This is a genomic window from Enterobacter cloacae complex sp. P15RS, from assembly GCF_014895905.1.
GTDB lineage: Bacteria > Pseudomonadota > Gammaproteobacteria > Enterobacterales > Enterobacteriaceae > Enterobacter > Enterobacter quasihormaechei.
In genome coordinates this window covers 83,813-107,503 of record NZ_JADBQL010000001.1, presented here as the reverse complement: position 1 = coordinate 107,503, position 23,691 = coordinate 83,813, and the positions used below count along the sequence as shown (strand labels likewise).

23 protein-coding genes are annotated in these 23,691 nt (G+C 57.2%); 5 read left to right on the top strand and 18 right to left on the bottom strand.

Translation table 11 applies throughout. The annotated features are described in order from the left end of the window. Nucleotides 1–29: 29 nt before the first annotated feature. The 8 genes from tatC to udp all read right to left on the bottom strand — a co-directional run bounded on the left by tatC (nucleotide 30) and on the right by udp (nucleotide 7,117). Nucleotides 30–800 carry a Sec-independent protein translocase subunit TatC gene (tatC, locus tag IM267_RS00530; RefSeq protein WP_063452191.1) on the bottom strand — a complete coding sequence of 257 codons (771 nt, stop codon included), beginning with the start codon at nucleotides 798–800 and terminating at the stop codon, nucleotides 30–32. 2 nt (nucleotides 801–802) lie between these two features. Beyond that, nucleotides 803–1,345 carry a Sec-independent protein translocase protein TatB gene (gene tatB, locus IM267_RS00525; RefSeq protein ID WP_193032455.1) on the bottom strand — a complete coding sequence of 181 codons (543 nt, stop codon included), beginning with the start codon at nucleotides 1,343–1,345 and terminating at the stop codon, nucleotides 803–805. 3 nt (nucleotides 1,346–1,348) lie between these two features. After that, entirely contained in the window at nucleotides 1,349–1,603 is a 255-nt protein-coding gene (tatA, locus tag IM267_RS00520) for a Sec-independent protein translocase subunit TatA (RefSeq protein ID WP_063452190.1), read from the bottom strand. 76 nt (nucleotides 1,604–1,679) lie between these two features. Next, entirely contained in the window at nucleotides 1,680–3,320 is a 1,641-nt protein-coding gene (gene ubiB / locus IM267_RS00515; RefSeq protein ID WP_102749584.1) for a ubiquinone biosynthesis regulatory protein kinase UbiB, read from the bottom strand. Then, nucleotides 3,317–3,922, bottom strand: a complete 606-nt coding sequence (locus IM267_RS00510) for an SCP2 domain-containing protein (protein ID WP_131637257.1) — start codon at nucleotides 3,920–3,922, stop codon at nucleotides 3,317–3,319. The genes ubiB and IM267_RS00510 overlap by 4 nt, the downstream gene beginning before the upstream one ends. 13 nt (nucleotides 3,923–3,935) lie before the next feature. Then, nucleotides 3,936–4,691: a bifunctional demethylmenaquinone methyltransferase/2-methoxy-6-polyprenyl-1,4-benzoquinol methylase UbiE gene (ubiE, locus tag IM267_RS00505; protein ID WP_063452187.1), complete on the bottom strand. Its 756-nt coding sequence runs from the start codon at nucleotides 4,689–4,691 to the stop codon at nucleotides 3,936–3,938. A 66-nt stretch (nucleotides 4,692–4,757) separates the two neighbouring features. Further along, the gene (rmuC, locus tag IM267_RS00500; protein ID WP_193032454.1) at nucleotides 4,758–6,215 is read right to left on the bottom strand and encodes a DNA recombination protein RmuC; all 1,458 of its coding nucleotides are present in this window, start codon (nucleotides 6,213–6,215) and stop codon (nucleotides 4,758–4,760) included. 140 nt (nucleotides 6,216–6,355) lie between these two features. Next, nucleotides 6,356–7,117 (bottom strand): uridine phosphorylase, encoded by a 762-nt coding sequence (gene udp / locus IM267_RS00495; RefSeq protein ID WP_106995909.1) that lies wholly within the window; start codon nucleotides 7,115–7,117, stop codon nucleotides 6,356–6,358. 259 nt (nucleotides 7,118–7,376) lie between these two features. Here udp and IM267_RS00490 point away from each other — a divergent pair, with 259 nt between their 5' ends. Then, nucleotides 7,377–8,183 carry a dienelactone hydrolase family protein gene (locus tag IM267_RS00490; RefSeq protein WP_063452185.1) on the top strand — a complete coding sequence of 269 codons (807 nt, stop codon included), beginning with the start codon at nucleotides 7,377–7,379 and terminating at the stop codon, nucleotides 8,181–8,183. Between the two features lie 81 nt (nucleotides 8,184–8,264). Here IM267_RS00490 and metE read toward each other — a convergent pair whose 3' ends face one another. Continuing rightward, nucleotides 8,265–10,526, bottom strand: a complete 2,262-nt coding sequence (gene metE, locus IM267_RS00485) for a 5-methyltetrahydropteroyltriglutamate--homocysteine S-methyltransferase (RefSeq protein WP_193032453.1) — start codon at nucleotides 10,524–10,526, stop codon at nucleotides 8,265–8,267. Between the two features lie 116 nt (nucleotides 10,527–10,642). Here metE and metR point away from each other — a divergent pair, with 116 nt between their 5' ends. After that, nucleotides 10,643–11,596 carry an HTH-type transcriptional regulator MetR gene (gene metR / locus IM267_RS00480; protein ID WP_063868862.1) on the top strand — a complete coding sequence of 318 codons (954 nt, stop codon included), beginning with the start codon at nucleotides 10,643–10,645 and terminating at the stop codon, nucleotides 11,594–11,596. On the opposite strand, the gene IM267_RS00475 is transcribed toward metR, so the two are convergent. The 3 genes from IM267_RS00475 to pldB form a co-directional block, all read right to left on the bottom strand. Then, nucleotides 11,484–12,383, bottom strand: coding sequence for a carboxylate/amino acid/amine transporter (locus IM267_RS00475; protein WP_107534428.1), 900 nt, complete (start codon nucleotides 12,381–12,383; stop codon nucleotides 11,484–11,486). The genes metR and IM267_RS00475 overlap by 113 nt on opposite strands. Nucleotides 12,384–12,465: 82 nt before the next feature. After that, on the bottom strand, nucleotides 12,466–13,266 hold the full coding sequence (yigL, locus tag IM267_RS00470) for a sugar/pyridoxal phosphate phosphatase YigL (RefSeq protein WP_063452181.1): 801 nt from the start codon (nucleotides 13,264–13,266) through the stop codon (nucleotides 12,466–12,468). Nucleotides 13,267–13,296: 30 nt separating this feature from the next. Then, complete coding sequence (gene pldB, locus IM267_RS00465; RefSeq protein WP_063452180.1) at nucleotides 13,297–14,289, bottom strand: lysophospholipase L2; 993 nt, start codon at nucleotides 14,287–14,289, stop codon at nucleotides 13,297–13,299. Between the two features lie 111 nt (nucleotides 14,290–14,400). Between pldB and rhtB the strand changes: the two genes are divergently transcribed. Then, on the top strand, nucleotides 14,401–15,021 hold the full coding sequence (gene rhtB, locus IM267_RS00460; RefSeq protein ID WP_193032452.1) for a homoserine/homoserine lactone efflux protein: 621 nt from the start codon (nucleotides 14,401–14,403) through the stop codon (nucleotides 15,019–15,021). On the opposite strand, the gene rhtC is transcribed toward rhtB, so the two are convergent. The 3 genes from rhtC to pldA form a co-directional block, all read right to left on the bottom strand. Then, a complete protein-coding gene (gene rhtC / locus IM267_RS00455; RefSeq protein ID WP_010426287.1) occupies nucleotides 15,018–15,638 on the bottom strand; it encodes a threonine export protein RhtC in 621 nt (206 codons plus the stop codon). The genes rhtB and rhtC overlap by 4 nt on opposite strands. A 61-nt stretch (nucleotides 15,639–15,699) precedes the next feature. Continuing rightward, nucleotides 15,700–17,529 (bottom strand): ATP-dependent DNA helicase RecQ, encoded by a 1,830-nt coding sequence (gene recQ / locus IM267_RS00450; protein ID WP_063868856.1) that lies wholly within the window; start codon nucleotides 17,527–17,529, stop codon nucleotides 15,700–15,702. A 90-nt stretch (nucleotides 17,530–17,619) separates the two neighbouring features. Next, the gene (gene pldA / locus IM267_RS00445; RefSeq protein ID WP_063452178.1) at nucleotides 17,620–18,489 is read right to left on the bottom strand and encodes a phospholipase A; all 870 of its coding nucleotides are present in this window, start codon (nucleotides 18,487–18,489) and stop codon (nucleotides 17,620–17,622) included. A 160-nt stretch (nucleotides 18,490–18,649) separates the two neighbouring features. Between pldA and yigI the strand changes: the two genes are divergently transcribed. Next, nucleotides 18,650–19,117, top strand: a complete 468-nt coding sequence (gene yigI / locus IM267_RS00440) for an acyl-CoA thioesterase YigI (RefSeq protein WP_006812366.1) — start codon at nucleotides 18,650–18,652, stop codon at nucleotides 19,115–19,117. Between the two features lie 51 nt (nucleotides 19,118–19,168). Then, on the top strand, nucleotides 19,169–20,065 hold the full coding sequence (gene rarD, locus IM267_RS00435) for an EamA family transporter RarD (RefSeq protein WP_193032451.1): 897 nt from the start codon (nucleotides 19,169–19,171) through the stop codon (nucleotides 20,063–20,065). 84 nt (nucleotides 20,066–20,149) lie between these two features. Here rarD and corA read toward each other — a convergent pair whose 3' ends face one another. From corA to uvrD, 3 genes are all read right to left on the bottom strand, one after another. Further along, complete coding sequence (gene corA / locus IM267_RS00430) at nucleotides 20,150–21,100, bottom strand: magnesium/cobalt transporter CorA (protein ID WP_063868853.1); 951 nt, start codon at nucleotides 21,098–21,100, stop codon at nucleotides 20,150–20,152. A gap of 150 nt (nucleotides 21,101–21,250) precedes the next feature. Next, the gene (ysgD, locus tag IM267_RS21130; RefSeq protein WP_212743980.1) at nucleotides 21,251–21,307 is read right to left on the bottom strand and encodes a YsgD/CorL family protein; all 57 of its coding nucleotides are present in this window, start codon (nucleotides 21,305–21,307) and stop codon (nucleotides 21,251–21,253) included. A 149-nt stretch (nucleotides 21,308–21,456) separates the two neighbouring features. Then, nucleotides 21,457–23,619, bottom strand: a complete 2,163-nt coding sequence (gene uvrD / locus IM267_RS00425) for a DNA helicase II (RefSeq protein ID WP_063868850.1) — start codon at nucleotides 23,617–23,619, stop codon at nucleotides 21,457–21,459. Nucleotides 23,620–23,691: the final 72 nt, after the last annotated feature.

The following is a 23,691-nucleotide window of genomic DNA, read 5'->3' as shown; positions in this document are numbered from 1 at the left end:
ATGACAACCGCCCTGACGGGCGGTTGGTTTTATTCTTTAGTGGTCTCTTCAGACGGCTCGTCTTCTTCGTCCCCGGTACGTCCCTTTCCTACGTAGAAACGTGCGAAGAACACGCCGACTTCAAACAGGCAGTACATGGGTATCGCCAGTAAGGTTTGCGAGAAGACGTCCGGTGGCGTCAACAGCATACCTACGACAAACGCACCCACCAGGATATAAGGACGCTTCTTGCGCAGGTCGTCAGGCGTGGTCACGCCCACCCAGCAGAGCAGGACAATCGCGACGGGCACCTCGAAGGCGACACCAAAGGCCATAAACAGCGCCATGACGAAGCTGAGGTAGCTGGCGATGTCCGTCGAAACCTGTACCCCTTCCGGCGCGGTATGCGTCAGGAAGCCAAAGGCCAGCGGGAAGACAACGAAGTAGGCGAACGCCATGCCGATGTAAAACAGCAGCGAGCTGGATACCAGCAGCGGAATAACCAGCTTACGTTCATGCCTGTACAGCGCGGGCGCCACAAATGCCCAGACCTGATACAAAATGACCGGTGCAGATGCAATCAACGATACCCAGAAGGTCAGCTTGATGGGGGTAAAGAACGGTGAAGCAACGTCCGTTGCAATCATCGTCGCGCCCAGCGGCATCTGTTTAATCAGCGGCGCAGAAACCACCTGATAGATATCGTTGGCGAAATAGACCAGACATAAAAAAATGAGGAAAACCGCAATAATGCAGTTTAACAGGCGCTTACGCAGCTCAATGAGGTGCGCAATCAGCGGTTGAGTATCATCTACTGCCATGTTTACGCTTTATCACTCGACGAGGGGGATGATTCGGAAACAGGCGCGGCGGGTTTTACCTCAGCCGTTTTGACCACGGGCTCTTCCGGCGGCACCTGCTTTTTCACTTCGGGCTCCTGCGGCGATTGCTCTGGCGAAGCGGCCTGATGCTCCGCGCTGGAAGGCGTCACACCCTCGCGCTGCTCTTCGCTGCCCTTCACCACCGGATTATGGATGGTGTTTGCTTCATCGCTCGCCTTCTCAGGATCGTTAATGCTGTATGAGCGCTTCATGGATTCAGCCGCTTCGCGTAGCTCATCCATCGACGCTTTCAGCTCCGGCGTCAGGTTGTCCATGCTCGCCTTTTCAACCTTTTTCAGGCTGTCCTGAAATTCCTGAAGCTTCAATTCCTGCGCCAGCTCGTTCTGCACGGTCGTTGCCAGCGAGCGGAGCGCCCGCACCCAGCCCACGACGGTTTTCACCGCAACGGGTAAACGCTGCGGCCCCAGCACGATCAGACCAATCACAAAGACCAGCAGTAACTCACCAAGACCAATGTCGAACACGAATTACACCTGCTCTTTATCGTGACGTTTGGCCTCTTCCTTTTTGGCTTCGTCCTGCTTATCGGCGATAGATTTAGCGGTAAAATCAGCATCCTGACCGGTTTTTTCCTGCTTATTCTCATCATCGCTCATGGCTTTCTTGAAGCCTTTGATTGACGCGCCCAGATCGGAACCAATCGATCCCAGTTTTTTCGTGCCGAACAGCAGCACAACGATGACGGCAATGATCACTAACTGCCAGATACTGATACCACCCATGCGTGTTCCCCAGTGATAGACGATTAATTAGTCAGATCGCATTATACGTATGCAATCCATCGATAGCGACGCTAATTCAGCGCGTTTTTCGCCAGCCAGCAAGCCAGACAACCACGCCGGCAGCCATAATCCAGGCTGGCATCATTTCCCAGTCCGGACGATTGATCAACAGCAACGTGCCGCTTATCAGCAGCGTCGCGCCAATTCCGAAGAGATAGCGGGACTGCCCCTGACGCACGCGACTGGATTGAAGCTCGTGCGCGATTTTATCCATGCTGTGCTGAAGGTTCTTGCTCTGACGCAAACTGTCGTAAACCAGTTCAGGAATTTCAGGCATTTTTTCAATCCAGAACGGGCCTTTCTCTTTAAGCGAGCGAACCAGCGCAGGAATACCGACCTGATCCTTAATCCAGGACTCAAGGAACGGTTTCGCGGTTTTCCACAAGTCTAACTGAGGATAGAGCTGGCGGCCTACGCCCTCAACGTAAAGTAATGTTTTCTGAAGTAAAACTAATTGTGGCTGCACTTCCATATTGAAACGGCGTGCGGTGTTGAACAGGTTCAGTAAAACGTGACCGAAGGAGATCTCCGACAGCGGCTTTTCGAAAATCGGCTCGCAGACGGTGCGGATCGCAAACTCAAACTCTTCCACGTTGGTATCTGGCGGAACCCAGCCTGAATCCACGTGCAGCTCGGCCACCTTACGGTAGTCGCGGTTGAAGAAAGCGATAAAGTTCTCGGCGAGATAACGCTTGTCCTCTTTATTCAGCGAGCCAACAATTCCGCAGTCGATGCCGATGTATTTCGGATCTTCCGGGTGCTCGTAGCTCACGAAAATATTGCCCGGATGCATGTCAGCGTGGAAGAAGCTGTCGCGGAAAACCTGCGTGAAGAAGACCTGCACGCCGCGCTCGGCCAGCAGCTTCATGTTGGTGCCCTGCTTTTCCAGCGCCGCCACGTCCGAGACCGGAATGCCGTAGATACGTTCCATCACCATCATGTTCTGGCTGCAATAGTCAGAGTAGACTTCAGGAACATACAGCATCGGGCTGTCTTCAAAGTTACGACGCAGCTGAATGGCGTTCGCCGATTCACGCAGCAGGTTAAGCTCGTCAATCAGCGTTTTTTCGTATTCACGCACCACTTCCAGCGGACGCAAACGGCGGCCATCCGGCAACAGGCGCGGCACCCAGCGGGCCAGACGATAGATCAGCTTCATGTCCGCTCTGATAACCGGCAGGATATCCGGGCGAATCACCTTTATGACCACCTCTTTGCCATTTTCCTTTAGGCGCGCGGTGTGAACCTGCGCAATAGACGCTGAGGCCAGAGGCTGGATGTCGAAATCATCAAACCAGGTGTCGATGGGAATATTACCCATCGCCTCTTCGATTTGTTGCTTTGCTCTCTCCCCGTCAAACGGGGCGACGCGGTCCTGTAACAGCGCGAGCTGATCGGCAATCTGCGGCGGGAAAAGGTCGCGACGCGTTGAGAGCATCTGCCCAAACTTGATCCAGACAGGACCGAGCTCCTGCAACGCAAGACGCAGGCGTGCGCCCAGCTCCTCATCCTTATGGCGATTCGGCATCCAGAACAGCGTGCGCCGCCAAAGCCGAAGCGGCAGGGTGATACGCATTCTGGGGATAAGCTCGTCGAGCCCGTAGCTCAAAAAGGTGCGAACGATAAAGTAGAGGCGCCGAATTTCACCAGGCGTCATTTGCCCTCCAGTTTTTCCAGCCGTTTGGTTAACGCATCAACTGCGCGCTCAACTGCCGCGGTCTCTTCAGCAAACCAGGCGACCTCTAAAGGCCCCGGCGCCATACGCCACTCTTCGGTCAGCACCTCGGCAGCATAGCGCTGTTGACGGAGCAGACCTTTACGCAGGAAAGCGGAGCCCGTGCGCAGCGTTTTGCTTATCCCTTCGGCCGCGATGTCGCCGATATAGGGTGCCAGAAGTTCCGCCGGGTCGAATTCGGCCTGATCGCTGAGTGCAACGAAGTTCTGTACCACCTGAATATCGCCTTCGACTTCCAGCTCACCGCTGCGAATAAGCGCCGTCATCTGCTGACGGTCACGCAGTTTTGGCAGTACGCTCATGTGCGTAATCACCGAGCAGTCAGCCGCGCCTTCCCATTCACCCAGAACGTCAAGCTGGCGTTCGCTGAAGACCAGCACAAGCGGCGTCGAGAACTCCTTTAATACGATACGCAGTACCTTCCCGTTAAGCCGCTGACGTGCGGTTTTCAGCGCCGGTGCGCGATACAGAAAGGCATTCAGTACATTCTCGATGCCAGCGGTGACTAAGGGTTTAATGGGCACGGGAAACCTCCACTCAGAACTTGTAACCACGATGCAGCGCGACGACACCCGCCGTCAAATTGAAGTATTCCACGTTTTCAAACTCCGCATCCTGCATCATCGCTTTCAGCGTGTCCTGATCCGGGTGCATTCGGATGGATTCGGCCAGATAACGGTAACTTTCGGCATCGTTCGCCACCAGCTCGCCAATGCGCGGCAGAACGTGGAAGGAATAGGCATCGTAAGCTTTGCTCAACGGGTCGATAATGGGTTTTGAGAACTCGAGAACCAGCAGACGACCGCCCGGCTTCAGCACGCGGTACATGGAGCGCAGCGCCTTGTCTTTATCGGTCACGTTACGCAGACCGAAAGAGATGGTGATGCAGTCGAACGTATTGTCCGGGAACGGCAGCGCTTCGGCGTTCGCCTGAACATATTCCACGTTCCCCACCACGCCGATGTTGCGCAGCTTTTCGCGGCCCATTTTCAGCATGGAGTCGTTGATATCCGCCAGCACCACGCGGCCCGTTTCGCCTACCAGACGGGAGAATTTTGCGGTCAGATCGCCCGTGCCCCCGGCTAAATCCAGCACCGTTTGTCCACGGCGCACGCCGCTGCAATCAATAGTAAAGCGCTTCCACAAGCGATGAATGCCGAATGACATCAAATCATTCATCACATCGTACTTCGCCGCCACGGAATGAAATACGTGGGCCACCATGTCAGCTTTCTGCGCTTTGGCGACAGTCTGAAAGCCAAAGTGCGTTGTGTCTTGTGAATCGTCAACCATCTCAGAGCCTGCTAATCAGTCAAATGTTCGTGAAGTGTAACAGATTGGGCGCATTTGCCCTACGTTTCAACCACCGTGAAAGAAACGTGCCGGCTGCTCATCTGGCGATAAACTCGCCGCTAAATCGTTATCTTCATTGCGGGAATTTTGCTCAGCGTCGCCTTCGCGCAGGCGGAACTCTTCGTCCTGAGCGGTCGCCTGCTCCACCAGTTCCGGATTAATCTCGCGCTTCACCTCCACGCCCAGGCTGCGGAACGCCTCCGCCTGTGCCAGCAAATTGCCGCGCCCGGAGGAGAGTTTTTTCATCGCCTGCCGGTAATTATCCTGGGCGCGTTCCAGGCTTTGCCCCACCGAGGACATATCGTCGACGAAGAGCCGCATTTTGTCGTACAGCTTGCTGGCGCGATCGGCAATCTGCTGCGCGTTACGACTTTGGTGCTCATAGCGCCACAGGTTGGCAATGGTACGTAACGCCACCAGCAGCGTGGTAGGGCTGACCAGCATAATGTTATTTTTCAGCGCTTCGGTAATAAGCTCAGGCTGTCTGTCGAGCGCCAGCAGGAATGCAGGCTCGACCGGAATGAACATCAGCACGTAATCCAGCGATCGCAGCCCCTGCAGCTGCTGATAATCTTTCCTGCCCAGCAGACGAATATGGTTACGCACGGAGGCGATGTGCTCCTGCAACGCTGATTCTCGGGTGTAGTCATCGTCAGCGTTGAAATAGCGCTCATAGGCCACCAGGGTCATTTTGGCGTCGATAACCACATCCTTGCCCTGAGGCAGACGCACAATCACATCCGGCTGCATTCGCGAGCGCGCGTCGTTTTCAATGATGACCTGCGTCTCATATTCATACCCTTCGCGCAGGCCCGAGGCCTCCAGCACGCGAGTTAAGACCACTTCGCCCCAGTTCCCCTGCGCTTTGTTATCGCCTTTGAGCGCCCGCGTAAGGTTGATTGCCTCCTGCGCCATCTGCGCATTCAACTGCTGGAGGTTACGGATCTCGTGCGCCAGGGTGTGGCGCTCGCGCGCTTCCTGTCCAAAGCTGTCCTGCACCTGACGGCGGAAACCGTCCAGCTGTTCGCGCAGCGGCGTCAGCAGGCTGTTCAGGCTCTGGCGGTTTTGTTCATCCACGCGGCGGTTGCTGTGCTCAAAAATACGGTTCGCGAGGTTTTCGAACTGCTCGCTGAGGCGCTGCTCGCTGTTGATCATCTGGCGGATTTTGTCTTCGGCGTGCAGCTGGGTGGATTCAAGGCGGGTGGTCACTTCGCGGAGATCGGCCTCCAGCGAGGTATTGATGTCGCGCAGGTTACGCAGTTCGTTATTGAGCAGTTCACACTCTTCGCGCCAGTGGTCGCTCAGCGCAAGCTGCTGTTTCGTCGCGCTGAGTTCAGCCACGATCTCTTCGCGCTCTGCCAGCTGTTCGGCTTTCTGCTGCGCGTGCTGGTAGCTGGAAATGAGCCAGCCAATCCCCACGCTCGCCAGCGCCACTACCGCATAAACCAGGATTGAGATATCCACAATGCCCCCCTGCATCCACGTATAACCCGCACAAAATAGAATTGTGCTGTATAAACGTCCAGTTTGAAAGGGTTTTCCTGCGAGGCGCTACGCAAAAAATAAAGGCCGAACGCGTCGGCCTTTTATCTCAGAAGAGAGAATTAGAGGAGACGGCGAGCCGCTTCAACCACGATTTTCACCGCATGACTTTCGGTCTGCTTCATGGTTTCGGCGTTCGGGATCTCCTGCTGGGTACGGTTGACGATCACGCCCGCCACCATACCGGCACGCAGACCCTGGCTTGCGCACATGGTCAGCAGCGTTGCAGATTCCATTTCATAGTTCATCACGCCCATGGACTGCCACTCTTCCATTGAGCCTTTGAAACGGTTCACCACGCGGCCAGAAAAGGTGTCGTAACGCTCCTGGCCCGGATAGAAGGTGTCGGAGGAGGCCGTCACGCCCACGTGGGTGGTTGCGCCAACGGATTTCGCCGCTTCTACCAGCGCGGTGGTGCACTCGAAGTCAGCCACTGCCGGGAATTCCATCGGTGCAAAGTGCAGGCTTGCGCCGTCCAGACGCACGGATGCCGTCGTGACCAGCACGTCGCCCACGTTGATGTGCGGCTGAATGGCGCCCGTGGTGCCGATACGCAGGAAAGTACGAATGCCCAGCTGCGCCAGCTCTTCAACGGCGATTGAGGTAGACGGACCACCGATACCGGTAGAGCACACGATCACCGCTTTGCCGTCCAGCTCTGCGCGCCAGGTGGTGAATTCGCGATGGGCTGCCAGCTTAACCGGCTTATCCATCAGCGCGGCGATCTTTTCCACACGCTCAGGATCGCCAGGGACGATAGCCAGCGTAGCCCCTTGTAAATCGTTTTTAGTGAGGCCGAGATGAAAAACATCAGACTTAGACATAGGTGACTCCTCTGTGGGTCGGTTAGTCAGAAGAAGTAAAAAGGTACTTTACAGAAGCAATGTGCATTATTTCGTGACGCATCTCACCATGAATGAAAATGATTGCAGTTAATTTCCATCAAATAGTGATTCACATCACATTAACAAGTTATATCGACGGGTGCTGCACAAAAGATAGACGCTATAAGGCACTGTGGATTGTTAACCTGGTGTCTATATTTATCTTTGCGCTAATCCATTCATTGGTACGGAGAATGCCATGACTGAAAAAACTGGTTTTGCACCTGCTGCTGCCCCGCATGCCTCAACCATTGTCTCAACCCCTGAAGAGGCCATCACCGCAGGCGAAACGTCGATCCCCTCTCAGGGAGAGAATATGCCGGCGTACCACGCGCGGCCAAAATCCGCCGAGGGCCCGCTGCCTATCGTGATTGTGGTTCAGGAAATATTTGGCGTTCATGAACATATTCGTGACCTCTGCCGCCGTCTGGCGCTGGAGGGTTATCTGGCCGTTGCGCCAGAGCTCTATTTCCGCCAGGGCGATCCGAACGATTACAGCGACATCCCGACGCTGTTCAGCAATCTGGTCAGCAAGGTGCCGGACGCGCAGGTGCTTGCCGATCTTGACCACGTTGCCAGCTGGGCGGCGCGCAACGGCGGCGACCCGCATCGCCTGATGGTGACCGGCTTCTGCTGGGGCGGGCGCATTAGCTGGCTGTACGCCGCGCATAACCCGCAGCTGAAAGCCGCCGTTGCCTGGTACGGCAAACTGGTGGGTGAAAAGACCCTGAACTCGCCGAAGCATCCGGTTGATATTGCTACCGATCTCAATGCCCCGGTGTTAGGGCTGTATGGCGGCCAGGATACCGGCATTCCGCTTGATACCGTCGAGACCATGCGCCACGCGCTGCGGGCGGCAAACGCGAAGGCCGAAATCGTGGTGTATCCCGATGCCGGACACGCGTTTAATGCCGATTATCGTCCGAGCTATCACGCGGAATCGGCGAAAGATGGCTGGCAGAGAATGCTGGCGTGGTTTAGCCAGTACGGCGGGAAGAAAGCATAAAAAAGCCCGGTGGCGGCTGCGCCTTACCGGGCCTACAGGCAGGCCGGGTAAGCGATAGCGCCACCCGGCAATCCAGCACCACTACGCCTGACGCAGATTCTGCGCTGCCTTCACCATATTCGCCAGCGCGGCGCGCGTCTCCGGCCAGCCGCGGGTTTTCAGGCCGCAGTCCGGGTTTACCCACAGGCGTTCTGCCGGGATACGCTGGGCGGCTTTCCTCAGCAGCCCTTCAATCCACTCCACGCTCGGCACGTTCGGGGAGTGAATGTCATACACGCCCGGCCCAATTTCGTTCGGGTAGTCGAACTCTTCAAACGACTCCAGCAGCTCCATGTCTGAACGCGAGGTCTCGATGGTAATGACGTCGGCGTCCAGCGCGGCAATGGAGTCCATGATGTCGTTAAATTCGCAGTAGCACATGTGGGTGTGGATCTGCGTGTCATCCTTCGCAACGGCGGCGTTAATGCGGAAGGCTTCCACGCCCCACTGTAAGTACGCATCCCAGTCGCTGCGACGCAGCGGCAAACCTTCACGCAGCGCCGGTTCGTCGATCTGAATGATGCCAATCCCAGCCGCTTCCAGATCCGCCACTTCATCGCGCAGCGCCAGCGCGATCTGTTTGGCAATCGTCTCGCGCGACACGTCTTCGCGCGGGAACGACCAGCAGAGAATGGTCACCGGGCCGGTCAGCATGCCTTTTACCGGTTTATCGGTCAGAGACTGGGCATACTTCGCCCACTCCACGGTAATCGCCGCCGGGCGGCTGATGTCACCAATCACTACCGGCGGCTTCACGCAGCGGGAGCCGTAGCTCTGCACCCAGCCGTTCTGGGTAAAGACGAAGCCGTCCAGGTGCTCACCAAAGTATTCCACCATGTCGTTACGCTCGGCTTCACCGTGCACCAGCACGTCCAGCCCGAGGCGTTCCTGCTCGATAATCGCCTGCTTGATGTGTTCCGCAATGCCGGTGCGGTAATGATTCGCGTCCAGATTGCCCTTTTTGAAGTCCAGACGCAGGCCGCGGATCTCGGTAGTCTGCGGGAATGAACCGATGGTCGTGGTCGGCCACGCGGGCAGGTTGAAGCGGGCGCGCTGGGCTTCAGCACGTACCTCGTACGGGCTCTGGCGCTGGCTGTCCCGGGCGGTAATGGCCGCCAGACGCTTTTCCACCGCCGGGTTGTGCACGCGAGCCGAGTGACGACGCGCCTGGATTGGGGCGCTCCAGTCGGCAATCGCCGCCGTATCGCCGCTGTTGAGCGCATCGCGCAGCAGCGCCAGCTCTTCACATTTTTGCAGGGCGAAGGCAAACCAGCTTTTCACTTCTGCGTCCAGGCGAGTCTCCACGCTCAGATCGATCGGACTGTGCAGCAGAGAACAGGACGAAGCCACCCACAGCTCGCGTTTACCGACGATGTCTTTAATTTGCGCGTATTTCTCGGTCAGATCGGCGCGCCAGACGTTACGACCGTTGACCAGACCGGCGGAGAGCAGCCAGTCCGCAGGCAGACGCTTATGCAGCTCCGCCACGTCGTCTTTACCGTGAACGAGGTCCACGTGCAGGCCCTGAACCGGCAGCGCGGTAATGGTGTTGAGGTTCGGCGTCACGCCTTCGAAATAGGTGGTCAGCAGCAGCTTCACCTGGCCGGTGAGCGCGTCATACGCTGATTTAAAGGCATCCAGCCATGCCTGCGGCAGCTCAAGCACCAGCGCCGGCTCGTCGATTTGCACCCACTGGATGCCGCGTTTGCCCAGCTCGATCAGCACCTGCTTATAGACCGGCAGAATATCGTTCAGCAGGCTGAGGCGGTCAAACGGTTCGCCTTTCACTTTGCCCAGCCACAGGTAGGTTACTGGCCCCAGCAATACGGGCTTCACCTGATGGCCCAGCGCCAGCGCTTCGTCCACTTCATCCAGAAGCTGCGTCCAGGTCAGCGCAAACTGCTGGCCCTTAACGAACTCCGGCACCATATAGTGATAGTTGGTGTTAAACCATTTGGTCATTTCCGCCGCTGCCGCTGGCTCACCCGTTGGCGCACGGCCACGGCCGATGCGGAACAGGGTGTCGATATCTACCGATCCATCGCTGTTCTGATGACGAGCCGGCACGTTGCCAAGCAGCAGGCTGGTGGTCAGAACATGGTCGTACCAGGCGAAATCGCCCACCGGCAGCAGGTCAACGCCCGCCTGTTTTTGCTGATCCCAGTAACGGGCGCGCAGCTCGCGGCCCACCGCCAGCAGTTCTTCACGGGTGGCATTACCCGCCCAGTAGCTTTCTTGCGCTTTTTTCAGCTCGCGACGCAGGCCAACGCGAGGGAAACCGAGAGTGTGAGAGCGGATTGTCATGGCATACCCCTTGTAGAAATTCGTTATTTAGACGTCCAGATGTTTACACTTCTATAATTGGCAGGTACTGTATATTCCTCAAGCGCAAAATGTTCATGGCGAAGTGAAGGACTTTCATGATCGAGATAAAACACCTGAAAACGCTACAAGCGTTGCGGAACTGCGGTTCTCTTGCGGCGGCAGCGGCCACGCTGCACCAGACTCAGTCTGCCCTTTCTCACCAGTTCAGCGATCTGGAACAACGCCTCGGTTTTCGTCTTTTTGTGCGTAAGAGCCAGCCTTTGCGCTTTACGCCGCAGGGCGAAATTTTGCTTCAACTGGCGAACCAGGTGCTGCCGCAGATTGCCAGCGCGTTGCAGTCCTGCAATGAGCCGCAGCAGACCACTCTGCGCATTGCCATTGAGTGTCACAGCTGTATTCAGTGGCTGACCCCCGCGCTTGAGAACTTCCGCCAGAAGTGGCCGCAGGTGGAGATGGACTTTAAATCCGGCGTTACGTTTGATCCGCAGCCGTCGCTTCAGCAGGGTGAGCTGGATCTGGTGATGACCTCAGACATTCTGCCGCGCAGCGGCCTGCACTATTCGCCGATGTTTGATTTTGAGGTGCGTCTGGTGCTGGCCCCGGATCATCCGCTGGCCGCCAAAACGCGCATCACGCCGGAAGATCTTGCCAGCGAAACGCTGCTGATTTACCCGGTACAGCGCAGTCGTCTGGATATCTGGCGCCATTTTCTGCAACCCGCAGGCATCAGCCCTCAGCTGAAAAGCGTGGACAATACCCTGCTGCTGATCCAGATGGTGGCGGCCAGAATGGGGATCGCGGCGCTGCCGCACTGGGTGGTCGAGACGGTTGAACGCCAGGGTCTGGTGGTCACCAAAACCCTGGGTGAAGGACTGTGGAGCCGGCTGTACGCTGCCGTGCGCGACGGCGAGCAGCGTCAGCCGATTACGGAAGCGTTTATTCGCTCAGCGCGGAACCACGCGTGCGACCATCTTCCGTTTGTGCGGAGCGCGGAGCGACCCAGCGGCGATGTACCCACAGCGAAGCCAGGATCACCGTTCCCCCAATAAGGAAGCTCGGCCAGTGCGGCTGTTCCTGCCAGATGGCGAGGTTTACCAGCAGTCCCGCCGGGACGTGTACGTTGTTCATGATCCCCAGCGTTCCGGCGTCTACCTGCGTAGCGCCGTAGTTCCACATAAAGTACCCCAGCCCCGACGCCACCACGCCCAGCCAGACCAGAACGCTCCACTGCACGGTAGTGGTCGGCAACCTTTGCGGATTGCCGAGCAGAAACCACGCCGCCACCGCGACAATCGCCGCGCCCACATAGAACCATGCAAACGCGTTATGCTGCGGCATCGGGCGGGTTTCCATCAGGCGTTTGTAACCCACCATCCCGATGGCGAAGCTGATATTGGCGAGCTGGACGAACATCAGCCCGGTCCAGAAGTGATCGCTCACCTTGTCGTAGCGAATGATCGCCGCGCCAATCACCGCCAGCGCGGCGCTCAGCAGATATCCCCAGCGCAGGCGGCGCTTGCTGAGCAGGTCGTAAATCAGTGTGATATAGAGCGGCGTCAGGACGGTAAAGAGCAAGAATTCCGAGACGGACAGGTAGACGTAGGCCCGAAAGCTGAACAGATACATGATGCCGAGCTGCATCGCGCCCACCAGCATGTACAACAGAATGGTGTTCAGCGATTGCCCGCGGGTGCGCAGGAACGGCAGGAATACCAGCGCCGCCAGCCCTACGCGCATCAGCACCGAGAAGTAGCTGTCGACCGATCCGGCAAGATATTCGCCAATCAGGCTAAAGGAGAAGGCCCACAGGATAGTGGTGATAATGAGTAGCGCCACAATGCTTGTCTCTCAGAAAGAAGGACAGGCATTGTAGCGAACTCTTTAGTTGACATCTGAGCAATAAACAATCAAATGAAGATTATTCAAGGAACAGCTTGCGCAAATACTTAGGCACCGCGTTATCGGCGTTGGTGCCGATCACTTCCAGCTCCGGGTGCAGGTCTTTGAGGCGCTGGTGTGCGTTCTGCATGATGCAGCCTTTGCCCGCCATGGAGAGCATCTCGGCATCGTTCATGCCGTCGCCGAACGCGATGCAGTCTTTCAGCTCAAAGCCCAGACGTTTTGCCACCGCTTCCAGGGCGTGACCTTTGGACACGCCGCCCGCCATCACTTCCAGACAGGTCAGCGTGGAGAAACTCACGTTGACGCGGTCGCCCCAGCGGGCGTTGATCGCCTGCTCCAGCGGCAGCAGCGCTTCGTGGCTTTCGCAGGTAAAGAACACCTTGCTGATCCCCTCCGGATCCAGCAAACCCGGCTCATACAGCGAGTAGTTGAATACCGCTTCCTTGAAGAAGCGCATTTCGTCCGGGCGATGACGGTTCATAAACCATTCGTCGTCACGGTAAACGTTGGTGACGATATCCGGGTTGTTATGCACCACGCCGAACAGATCGGCAGCGATATCACGATCCAGGTTATGGGTGAAAATGAGGTTGCCGTCCGTGTCGTGTACGCGAGCACCGTTGGAGGTGATCATGTACGATTTGATTTCCAGGTTATCGCGGATCTGCCCCACGTCCACGTGGTGGCGGCCAGTGGCGAAGACAAAGTTCACGCCGCGGGCGGTCAGGAGTTTTAAGGTCTCTTTCGCGTAAGGCGACAGGGTGTGGTCGGGGGAAAGCAGCGTGCCATCTAAATCAGATGCAACAACCTGGTACATAGGGATTTAAACCTCTGGTGAAAACAGTAATCAGTTATGCCTGTTGAAAAATTCAACAATAGCGTTGAGCGCGACTGAGCGCATAGCGTCCTTTTCGAAAAGGATCTCATGGTACGCGCCGTTGATGACAAGCGGTTTACCCCCTTCACACGGGTGGCCCGCCGCGGCGCGCAGTTCACAGTATCGATCGTGCATGCGGTTATCCACCACACGCTCTTCCTCCGCCTGAATCAGAAGCGTCGGCGTATCATCATCACCCACGCCCGCCAGCACCTGCTCGCCGGCGTGAATGCCTTCCCGCACCCAGTGCCAGGTCGGGCCACCGACGCGTAATCGCGGCTCATCGGCATAGAAGCGCAGGTTACGGCGATAGCGCTGCCGGCTGTGGGTTAACACGTTGATGGCAAACGGCAGCGCCCGCCAGCGCCCTGTCCCGATGGCATAATTTTCCCGAATACGCTGATGGCCCTCAGCCCAGTCGAGAAGATGGCGTACCATCCAGTCAGGGAAGCGAATCACAATGCCATACATCGGCGCGGTAAGCGCGATGGCATCGCACTGGTGATCGTAGCGCTGCAAAAACAGCGTGGAAATGGCACCGCCCATGGAGTGCGCCAGTATATAGCGCTTGCGCCACGGGCCTGGCTGCACTTCCTGCTCCCAGAACGCGGCGAAATCGTCGACGTAATCGCTGAAGTTATCCACGTGGCCGCGATGGGTATCCGGCAGCAACCGGCCTGAAAGCCCCTGCCCGCGATGGTCGATAATTAATACGTCGAAGCCCAGATGGAACAGGTCATACGCCAGCTCGGCATATTTGACGTAACTTTCGATACGGCCGGGGCAGACCACAATCACCCGGTCATTTTTTTCATCACGGAAACGAACGAAGCGTACCGGGATCCCTCCGACGCCCGTAAATTCATCTTCCTCTCGCTGGCGCCAGAAATCGCTCAGCGGCCCCATGGAGAAAGCCGCAAATGCGTTTTCTCGTGTTTCCCAGTCCTTTTTCTGCTGAAACATTGGGTTTCCACCCCCCGTAATCCAGGGAATATAGTTTTTTTCGTCATCGGTCACAAAATGACTCAACAATAGCGTATTGTGGCATAAAAACAGACGATCCGGGAGTTTCAAATGTCCTTCGAGTGGTGGTTCGCTTACCTGCTGACATCCATCATCCTCAGCCTTTCACCCGGCTCCGGGGCCATCAATACCATGACCACCTCCATCAACCACGGCTATCGCGGCGCGGCGGCGTCGATTGCCGGTTTACAGACCGGGCTTGGCATTCACATTGTACTGGTGGGGATTGGCCTGGGGACCCTGTTCTCCCGTTCGGTGCTGGCGTTTGAAGTGCTGAAGTGGGCCGGTGCGGCGTATCTGATTTGGCTGGGCATTCAGCAGTGGCGCGCGGCAGGCTCAATTGACCTGAATACGCTCTCCCGGACGCAAACACGCGGCCATCTGTTTAAGCGCGCGGTGTTCGTTAACCTGACCAACCCAAAAAGCATCGTGTTCCTCGCCGCCCTGTTCCCGCAGTTTATCGTGCCGCATCAGCCTCAGGTCATGCAGTATGTGGTGCTCGGCGCGACCACCATTATTGTCGATATCATTGTGATGATTGGTTACGCGACGCTGGCGCAGCGAATTGCGGCGTGGATCAAAGGGCCTAAGCAGATGAAGGCCCTGAACAAAGCCTTTGGTTCGCTGTTTATGCTGGTTGGCGCGCTGCTTGCGTCAGCGCGTCATGCTTAGCGAGAAATAATGAGATGAATGCCGAAGCCGGCGAACAGCGCGCCGGCAAAGCCGTCGATCCACTTCGCGATGCGCTGGTAGCCGCGACGCATTGCCGGTAAGGCAAACAGGCTGGCGACGATAGTAAACCAGGCAAAGGTTTCAACCACGATCAGCAGGAAGATCCCCCAGCGCGCGCCCGCGCCGACGCTGTCACCCACAAACAGCGAGAACACGGAGCCGAAATAGATAATCGCTTTCGGGTTCGCCAGGTTGGTCAGGAGCCCTTTCACAAAGCTGCGTCCGCCCGTTGCCAGCTCAACCTTTGGCTCTTCCGGCTTTTTCTCTTCTTTCTTCAGCGCCCCGCGCAGCATCTGATAGCCCATCCAGCACAGGTACAGTCCACCGCCGACCATGATGATGTTATGCAGCCACGCCATCTTCGCCAGGATCAGGTTCAGACCGAGCAGCGCAACAGCCGCCCAGACCATAACGCCCATGGTAATACCAAGCACACCCATCATCGCCTCTTTGCGGGAGCGGCTGACGGCCGTTTGTGACACGAAGAAAAAGTCAGGGCCAGGGCTCATCAGCGCAACGATGTGCACTAACGCCACGGTGAGAAATAGCATTAACATAATTAGCTCGCGGGGAAATAATTCAGTGAGTCATCATCCTGGCACTTTTTCGCCCGGCTGACTACTCCTCATCATCACCATCGGCGTGAGAGCGGATGAGCGCCATAAATTCTTTACCAAAGCGCTCCAGCTTGCGCGTACCGACGCCGTTGACGCTGAGCATTTCGCTGGCGCTGAGCGGCATCTGCTCGGCCATCTCAATCAGCGTCGCGTCGTTGAACACCACGTATGGCGGGATGTTCTCTTCATCCGCAATGGCCTTGCGCAGCTTACGCAGCTTGGCGAACAGCTTGCGATCGTAGTTGCCGCCGTAGGATTTTTGCATCACACGCGGCTTGAGGGCGACGACGCGCGGAACGGCGAGCTTCAGCTCCACCTCGCCGCGCAGGACCGGTCGCGCCGCTTCGGTGAGCTGAAGCGCAGAGTGCTGGGCGATATTTTGCGTGGCAAAGCCGAGGTGGATCAGCTGGCGGATGATGCTTACCCAGTGCTCGTGGCTCTGATCTTTACCGATGCCGTAAACCGGCAGCTTGTCGTGACCCATGTCGCGGATACGCTGGTTGTTGGCACCGCGCAGCACTTCCACCACGTAGCCCATCCCGAAGCGCTGGTTCACGCGTCCGATAGTCGAGAGCGCTTTACGCGCGTCCATCAGGCCATCGTATTGCTTTGGCGGGTCGAGGCAGATATCGCAGTTGCCGCACGGCGCCTGTCGTCCTTCACCAAAGTAGTTGAGCAGCACCAGACGGCGGCAGGTTTGCGCTTCGGCGAAGGCACCCATCGCGTTGAGCTTGTGGCGTTCGATATCCTGCAACTGCCCCTGCGGTTTCTCTTCCAGACAGCGGCGCAGCCACGCCATATCCGCCGGATCGTAAAACAGCATCGCTTCCGCAGGCAGGCCATCACGACCGGCGCGGCCGGTTTCCTGATAGTAGGATTCAATGTTGCGCGGAATGTCGAAGTGCACCACAAAGCGCACGTTGGGCTTGTTGATCCCCATCCCGAATGCCACCGTTGCAACCACAATTTGCAGGTCGTCGCGCTGGAATTTCTCCTGCACCTCGGCGCGGATGTGGTTCTCCAGCCCGGCGTGATAGGCCGCGGCGCTAAAGCCGCGGTTTTGCAGACGCGCGGCGGTGTCTTCCACCTTCGCGCGGCTGTTGCAGTAGATAATGCCGGACTTGCCGCGCTGCTCCTGCACGTAGCGTAAGAGCTGATCCAGCGGCTTGAATTTTTCCATCAGCATGTAGCGGATGTTCGGCCGGTCGAAGCTGCTGACCTGGATATACGGATCTTTCAGCCCCAGCAGGCGAACGATATCCAGACGCGTGGTGTCATCCGCCGTGGCGGTAAGCGCCATAAACGGCAGCTCGGGGAAGCGCTGACGCAGCTGGCCGAGCGCGGCATATTCCGGGCGGAAGTCGTGCCCCCACTGGGAGATACAGTGCGCTTCATCCACCGCCAGCAGGACCGGGTTCCAGTGCGCCAGGTTTTCGAGGAAGTTGTCCAGCATCAGGCGCTCTGGCGCGATATACAGCAGACGAACCTGTCCGGTGCGGCACCCGGCCATCACCTCTTGCTGCTGCTCGCGGGTTTGCGTTGAGTTAAGACAGGCCGCCGCCACGCCGTTGGCGAGCAGCTGGTCGACCTGGTCTTTCATCAGGGAAATAAGGGGCGATACCACGACCGTCAGGCCGTTAAGCACCAGCGCGGGCACCTGATAGCAGAGCGATTTACCGCCGCCGGTCGGCATCACCACCAGGCAATCGCGGCCTTCCAGCACGGTTTCAATGATGGTTTCCTGGCCAGGACGGAACTGCTGGTAGCCAAAGGTTTCATGCAAAACCTGTTTAGCCAGCGATTCCTGATTCAATACTTCCGCCTGCGCCACGTTAACCCCATATGCCAGAAATGAAACAGGCGCTATTTTCAGCGCCTGAGAGAGAAACTTCAACGTTTAACGCAAAAACATTCGAGCAGCTTAGAAAATATCGTTCAGCATGACGCCCACACCGACGCGGGTCTGGTTGAAGTTGTAGTCGATCAGCGATTCGCCATACCCGCTATACACCTGGGTATAGAGACGCACGTGTTTCGTCACCGGGTAGCTCAGGCCCAGCTCAGCGCCGCCGTATCCGGTGTTCCAGTTGTACTGACCTTTGGCGCTCAGCACCGCGTCACCCAGCTGATAGCCCACCTTAAGCTGATAGTAGCCCATGTATTTGGTGATATCCGGGTTGTCATCGGTGCTGCCCACCACGTACCACGGCTTCACTTCCACCATGAAATTGCCGTTCTGCGCCATCAGACGCGTATAGACGCGGTTCCAGCTGCGTGAGGTTGGGTCGGAACGACCGTTGGAATCGTGGTTATAACCCACCTCTACGTCGCGCAGCGTCCAGCCTGCAAACTCATAATCGGTGGCGAAACCGAGGAACAGCTGCGGCTCATAGTTGGTTTCGCGGAACGGTGAAGATTCGCCGCTGTTGGATAGCTGCCACCATGACTTCTGCGTGTAGGACGCGCCAAGCACCGAGTTCGGCCCCAGGATGCCGCGCCAGAACGGGAAGGCGAGGCTGAGCTGGAACTTCACCTCATCTTTACGCGCATTATCAGACCAGTTATAGGAGCTTATCGCCTCTTTGTTGAGATCGCTGGTCTGGGTGTAGATCACGTAGTTTGTGTCATAGGGGTACAGCGTGAACGGATTGTCGTGCTCCTGAAGCATATTGGCGATGATGCTGCCCTGAACGGCAGGTTTATCATGCACTTCTTTGATCGTCGCTTCCTGCGCATATGCTGTGAGGGGCAGCGCAACCGCCGCCAGTAACCAACCCAGATACGTCCGCATCGGTGGTGTTCTCCTGAAATTGTGACATTTAATGAATAGTTTTGTCTGCGCATTCTACAGACTTCTGCGATAACTTCCGCTTCCTCGTTTCTTAAAGTGGCATTCCTTTATCCTGAAGCATAAAATCAACATTTTATTAACAACAAGGATGCCACGTCTGATGTCAGCCACGCTAACCGCCGAAGAAACATTAAAACTCGTGGGCGAGATTTTTGTGTACCACATGCCATTTAACCGTGCACTGGGTCTTGAGCTGGAACGATACGAAAAAGACTTTGCTCAGCTTAGCTTCAATAATCAGCCAATGATGGTGGGCAACTGGGCGCAAAGCATTTTGCATGGCGGGGTGATTGCCTCTGCGCTGGACGTGGCGGCCGGTCTGGTGTGCGTGGGCAGCACGCTGACGCGCCACGACACCATCAACGAAGATGAGTTACGCCAGCGCCTGTCGCGCATGGGAACCATCGATTTACGCGTCGACTACCTGCGACCAGGACGAGGAAACCGCTTTACCTGCACCAGCAGCCTGCTGCGTGCCGGGAATAAAGTTGCCGTTGCCCGCGTTGAGCTGCATAACGAGGAGCAGGTTTATATCGCCAGCGCAACCGCCACTTATATGGTGGGTTGAGGCGGCAAATTCGGGTAAAATTGATTCACTTTTTTGTAACGGATTTTCCCGATGGATGCTAAACAGACGCGGCAGGGCGTTTTACTCGCCCTTGCCGCTTATTTTATTTGGGGTATCGCGCCGGCGTACTTCAAGCTTATCGCCTATGTCCCGGCGGACGAAATCCTCACCCACCGCGTCATCTGGTCGTTTTTCTTCATGATCGCGCTGATGAGCATCAGCCGTCAGTGGTCAGGCGTCAAAACGCTGCTGAAAACGCCGAAGAAGGTCTTCCTGCTCGCGCTTTCCGCAGTGCTGATCGGCGGCAACTGGCTGCTGTTCATCTGGGCGGTGAATAACCATCATATGCTCGAAGCGAGCCTGGGGTACTTCATTAACCCGCTGGTGAACATCGTGCTGGGGATGATTTTCCTCGGCGAGCGCTTCCGTCGGATGCAGTGGGTGGCGGTGATTCTGGCCTTCTGCGGCGTGCTGGTGCAGCTGTGGACCTTTGGCTCGCTGCCGATCATCGCCCTCGGCCTGGCGTTCAGCTTTGCCTTCTACGGCCTGGTGCGTAAGAAGATTGCGGTGGAAGCGCAGACGGGCATGCTGTTTGAAACCCTGTGGCTGCTGCCGGTCGCGGCAATTTATCTGTTCGGTATTGCCGACAGCGCCACCAGTCACATGGGCAGCAACCCCTGGTCGTTAAACCTGATGCTGATGGCCGCAGGCGTGGTCACGACGATTCCCCTGCTGTGCTTCACCGGCGCGGCAACGCGTCTGCGCCTCTCCACGCTGGGCTTCTTCCAGTACATTGGCCCGACGCTGATGTTCCTGCTGGCAGTGGTATTTTACGGCGAAGTGCCGGGTGCGGATAAGATGGTGACCTTCGCCTTTATCTGGGTAGCGCTGGCCATCTTTGTTGCGGATGCGATCTATACCCAGCGCAGGATCCGCAGAGGGGTGTAGTGCTTTTTTGCCGGATGGCGGCTGCGCGTTATCCGGCCTACAAGATCTGTAGGCCCGGTAAGCGTAGCGCCACCGGGCGAACTCTCAAAGCCAGTTCTTCCGCTTAAAGTACAGATACGGCGCCAGCCCGGCGAGGATCATAAAGATAATCGCCCCCGGGTAACCAAAGCTCCACTTCAGCTCCGGCATAAACTCAAAGTTCATCCCGTAGCTGGACGCCACCAGCGTCGGCGGCAGGAACACCACGGAGACCACCGAGAAGATCTTGATGATGCGGTTCTGCTCGATGTTGATAAAGCCCATCGCCGCCTGCATCAGGAAGTTGACCTTCTGGAACAGGGATTCGTTGTGCGGCAGCAGGGATTCGATATCGCGTAAAATCTCACGCGCCTGCTCCAGCTGACCGCCCGGCAGACGCGCCTTGCGCACCAGGAAGTTCAGCGCGCGCTGGGTATCCATCAGACACAAACGCACCTTCCAGCCGATATCTTCCAGCTCCGCCAGCGTGGACAACGCTTCGTCGTATTCATCGCCCTGATGGCCTTCCATGATCACGCGGCTCAGCTTTTCCAGGTCGCTGTAGATGTTTTCGATTTCATCCGCCAGCTGTTCGATTTTGGTTTCGAACAGATCCAGCAGCAGCTCATAGGCGTTTCCGTCTATCATCGCCTGGCTGCGGGCACGCATGCGGTAGAGACGAAACGCCGGCAGTTCGCGCTCGCGCAGGGTGAACAGGCGGCCATCGCGGATGGTGAACGCCACGGTAGAGTTCCCCGCGTGGTCTTCGGCATCTTCAAAAAAGAAGAAGGAGTGAATGTGCAGGCCGTCTTCGTCTTCAAAAAAACGGGCGGATGCTTCGATGTCTTCCAGTTCCGGGCGTGTCGCCAGGCTTTGCCCCAGTTCAGATTGTACGCGAAGGCGTTCATCGTCGTCCGGCTCGACCAGATCCACCCATACGGCATCAATGAGGGGCTGTGACTCTTCGGCTTCAAGCCGAGTCAGTCGGTTATTTTCGAGTTGAAATGCGCTCAACATGACCGGGACTCCCAATGCAAAAAATATCGGACAGTTCGGTGGGCACACAGAAACAAATTGGGTTTCAGACCATTAAACAGCCTGACTCAGCGCGACGGGAAAAATGCAGTCGCTGACAACCACTAAGGCCATCAGCAAGAGGAGATAGCCTTAGGAGTTGTTCCTGGATGACAGGGAATTGAGCCAGTATCTACTGGGTGTGTCCAAGGCGAATGTCCTCTTAGCGTAATCGTGCGCGCATGTTACGCCAGCAATAACTGTGGCGTCAACACGCAACGGAACGCTGAAGGGCATTAATTGACCTTCAGCGTATAAGGCTAGCAGATTATTACAAAATAGTGATATTTTTCTGAAAGTTACACACTTTCCAGCCTGGCATAGGCTGCCACCAGCCATTTGATCCCCTGCCCCTGGAACGCCACCTGCAAGCGGCTGTGCTCGCCGCTGCCTTCCAGGTTGACGATGGTGCCTTCGCCAAATTTAGCGTGGCGCACGCGCTGGCCCAGCTTGTACCCGGTGTCGGTTTCAGAGATCGGCGACCCCATACGCTGATGGCTGACCGGGCGGCTGATGCTGGCGCGCAGGCGCACCTCTTCCACGCACTCCTCGGGCAGCTCGCCGATAAAGCGCGACGGACGGTGATACACCTCTTTCCCGTACAGGCGGCGGGTTTCCGCATAAGTCAGGGTAAGCTTCTGCATCGCACGGGTCACGCCCACGTAGGCCAGACGACGCTCTTCTTCCAGACGCCCGCCTTCATCCAACGACATCTGGCTCGGGAACATGCCTTCTTCCATCCCGACGATAAACACCTGCGGGAACTCCAGACCTTTGGCGGAGTGCAGGGTCATCAGCTGAACCGCATCCTGCCAGGTATCGGCCTGCCCTTCTCCCGCCTCCAGCGCGGCGTGGGAGAGGAATGCCTGCAACGGCATCAGATCTTCGTCTTCTTCGTTGTAGCTGAACTGGCGCGTTGCCGTGACCAGTTCCTCTAAGTTCTCTATACGGGTCTGCCCCTTTTCGCCTTTTTCCTGCTCGTACATGGTGCGCAGGCCGGAATCTTTGATCACCCGGTCGGTCTGTACGTGCAGCGGCATGTCGGCGGTTTCCTGCGCCAGCGCGTCAATTAACTCCAGGAAGCGCTGCAACGCGCTGGCGGCGCGTCCGGCGAGGGCTTTTTCCTGCAACAGCTCGCGGCACGCCTGCCACAGCGTAAGCTGACGATCGCGCGAGGCCTGGCGCACCACGTCCAGCGTGCGATCGCCGATGCCGCGCGTCGGCGTGTTCACCACGCGCTCAAACGCCGCATCGTCGTTACGGTTGGCAATCAGACGCAGATACGAGAGCGCATCTTTGATCTCCTGACGTTCGAAGAAGCGCATACCGCCATAAATACGGTACGGCATGCTCACCTGCAACAGCGCCTCTTCCAGCACGCGCGACTGGGCGTTGCTGCGATAGAGAATGGCGCACTGCTCCAGCGCGCCGCCGTTGTCCTGCCAGGTTTTAATGCGGTTCACCACGAAGCGCGCTTCGTCGAGTTCGTTGAAGGCGCAGTAAATCGAAATAGGTTCGCCGTCGACGCCGTCGGTCCACAGCTTTTTACCCAGGCGCCCGTTGTTGTTCTCAATCAGGGCGTTGGCCGCGCTCAGAATATTGCTGGTTGAGCGGTAGTTCTGCTCCAGACGGATGGTTTGCGCGCCGGGGAAATCGTTGAGGAAGCGCTGGATGTTTTCCACCTGCGCGCCGCGCCAGCCGTAGATAGACTGGTCGTCATCGCCGACGATCATCACCTTGCCGGTATCACCGGCCAGCAGGCGGATCCACGCGTACTGGATGTTGTTGGTATCCTGGAATTCGTCCACCAGAATGTTGGTGAAGCGTTCACGGTAGTGTTGCAGGATATGCGGTTTGTTCAGCCACAACTCGTGGGCGCGCAGCAGCAGCTCGGCGAAATCCACCAGGCCGGCGCGGTCGCACGCTTCCTGATAGGCCTTGTAGACGTTCTGCCAGGTCTGCTCGACCGGGTTGCCGAAGCTCTGGATATGGTGCGGGCGCAGACCTTCGTCTTTCTGACCGTTGATGTACCACATCGCCTGACGCGGCGGCCACTGCTTCTCGTCGAGGTTCATCGCCTTGATCAGGCGCTTCAGCAGGCGCAGCTGGTCTTCGCTGTCGAGGATCTGGAAATCCTGCGGCAGGTTAGCGTCCATATGGTGCGCGCGCAGCAGACGGTGCGCCAGGCCGTGGAAGGTGCCAACCCACATGCCGCCCTGGCTGGTGCCCATCAGCTGTGCGATACGGTGGCGCATCTCTGCCGCCGCCTTGTTGGTAAACGTCACGGCCATAATTGAGTACGGCGAGCAGTTCTCCACGCTCTGGAGCCAGGCAATACGGTGAACCAGCACGCGCGTCTTACCACTGCCCGCTCCAGCCAGTACCAGCAGGTTTGTACGCGAGGCGGCAACCGCATCACGTTGTTTATCATTAAGGCTGTCGAGCAGGTAAGAAACGTCCATTGGCACCGTCACGTCATGTCGGGCAGGCAAATGTTTCCATTCGCCAAAACCCTGTTAATTTATACAGAACAA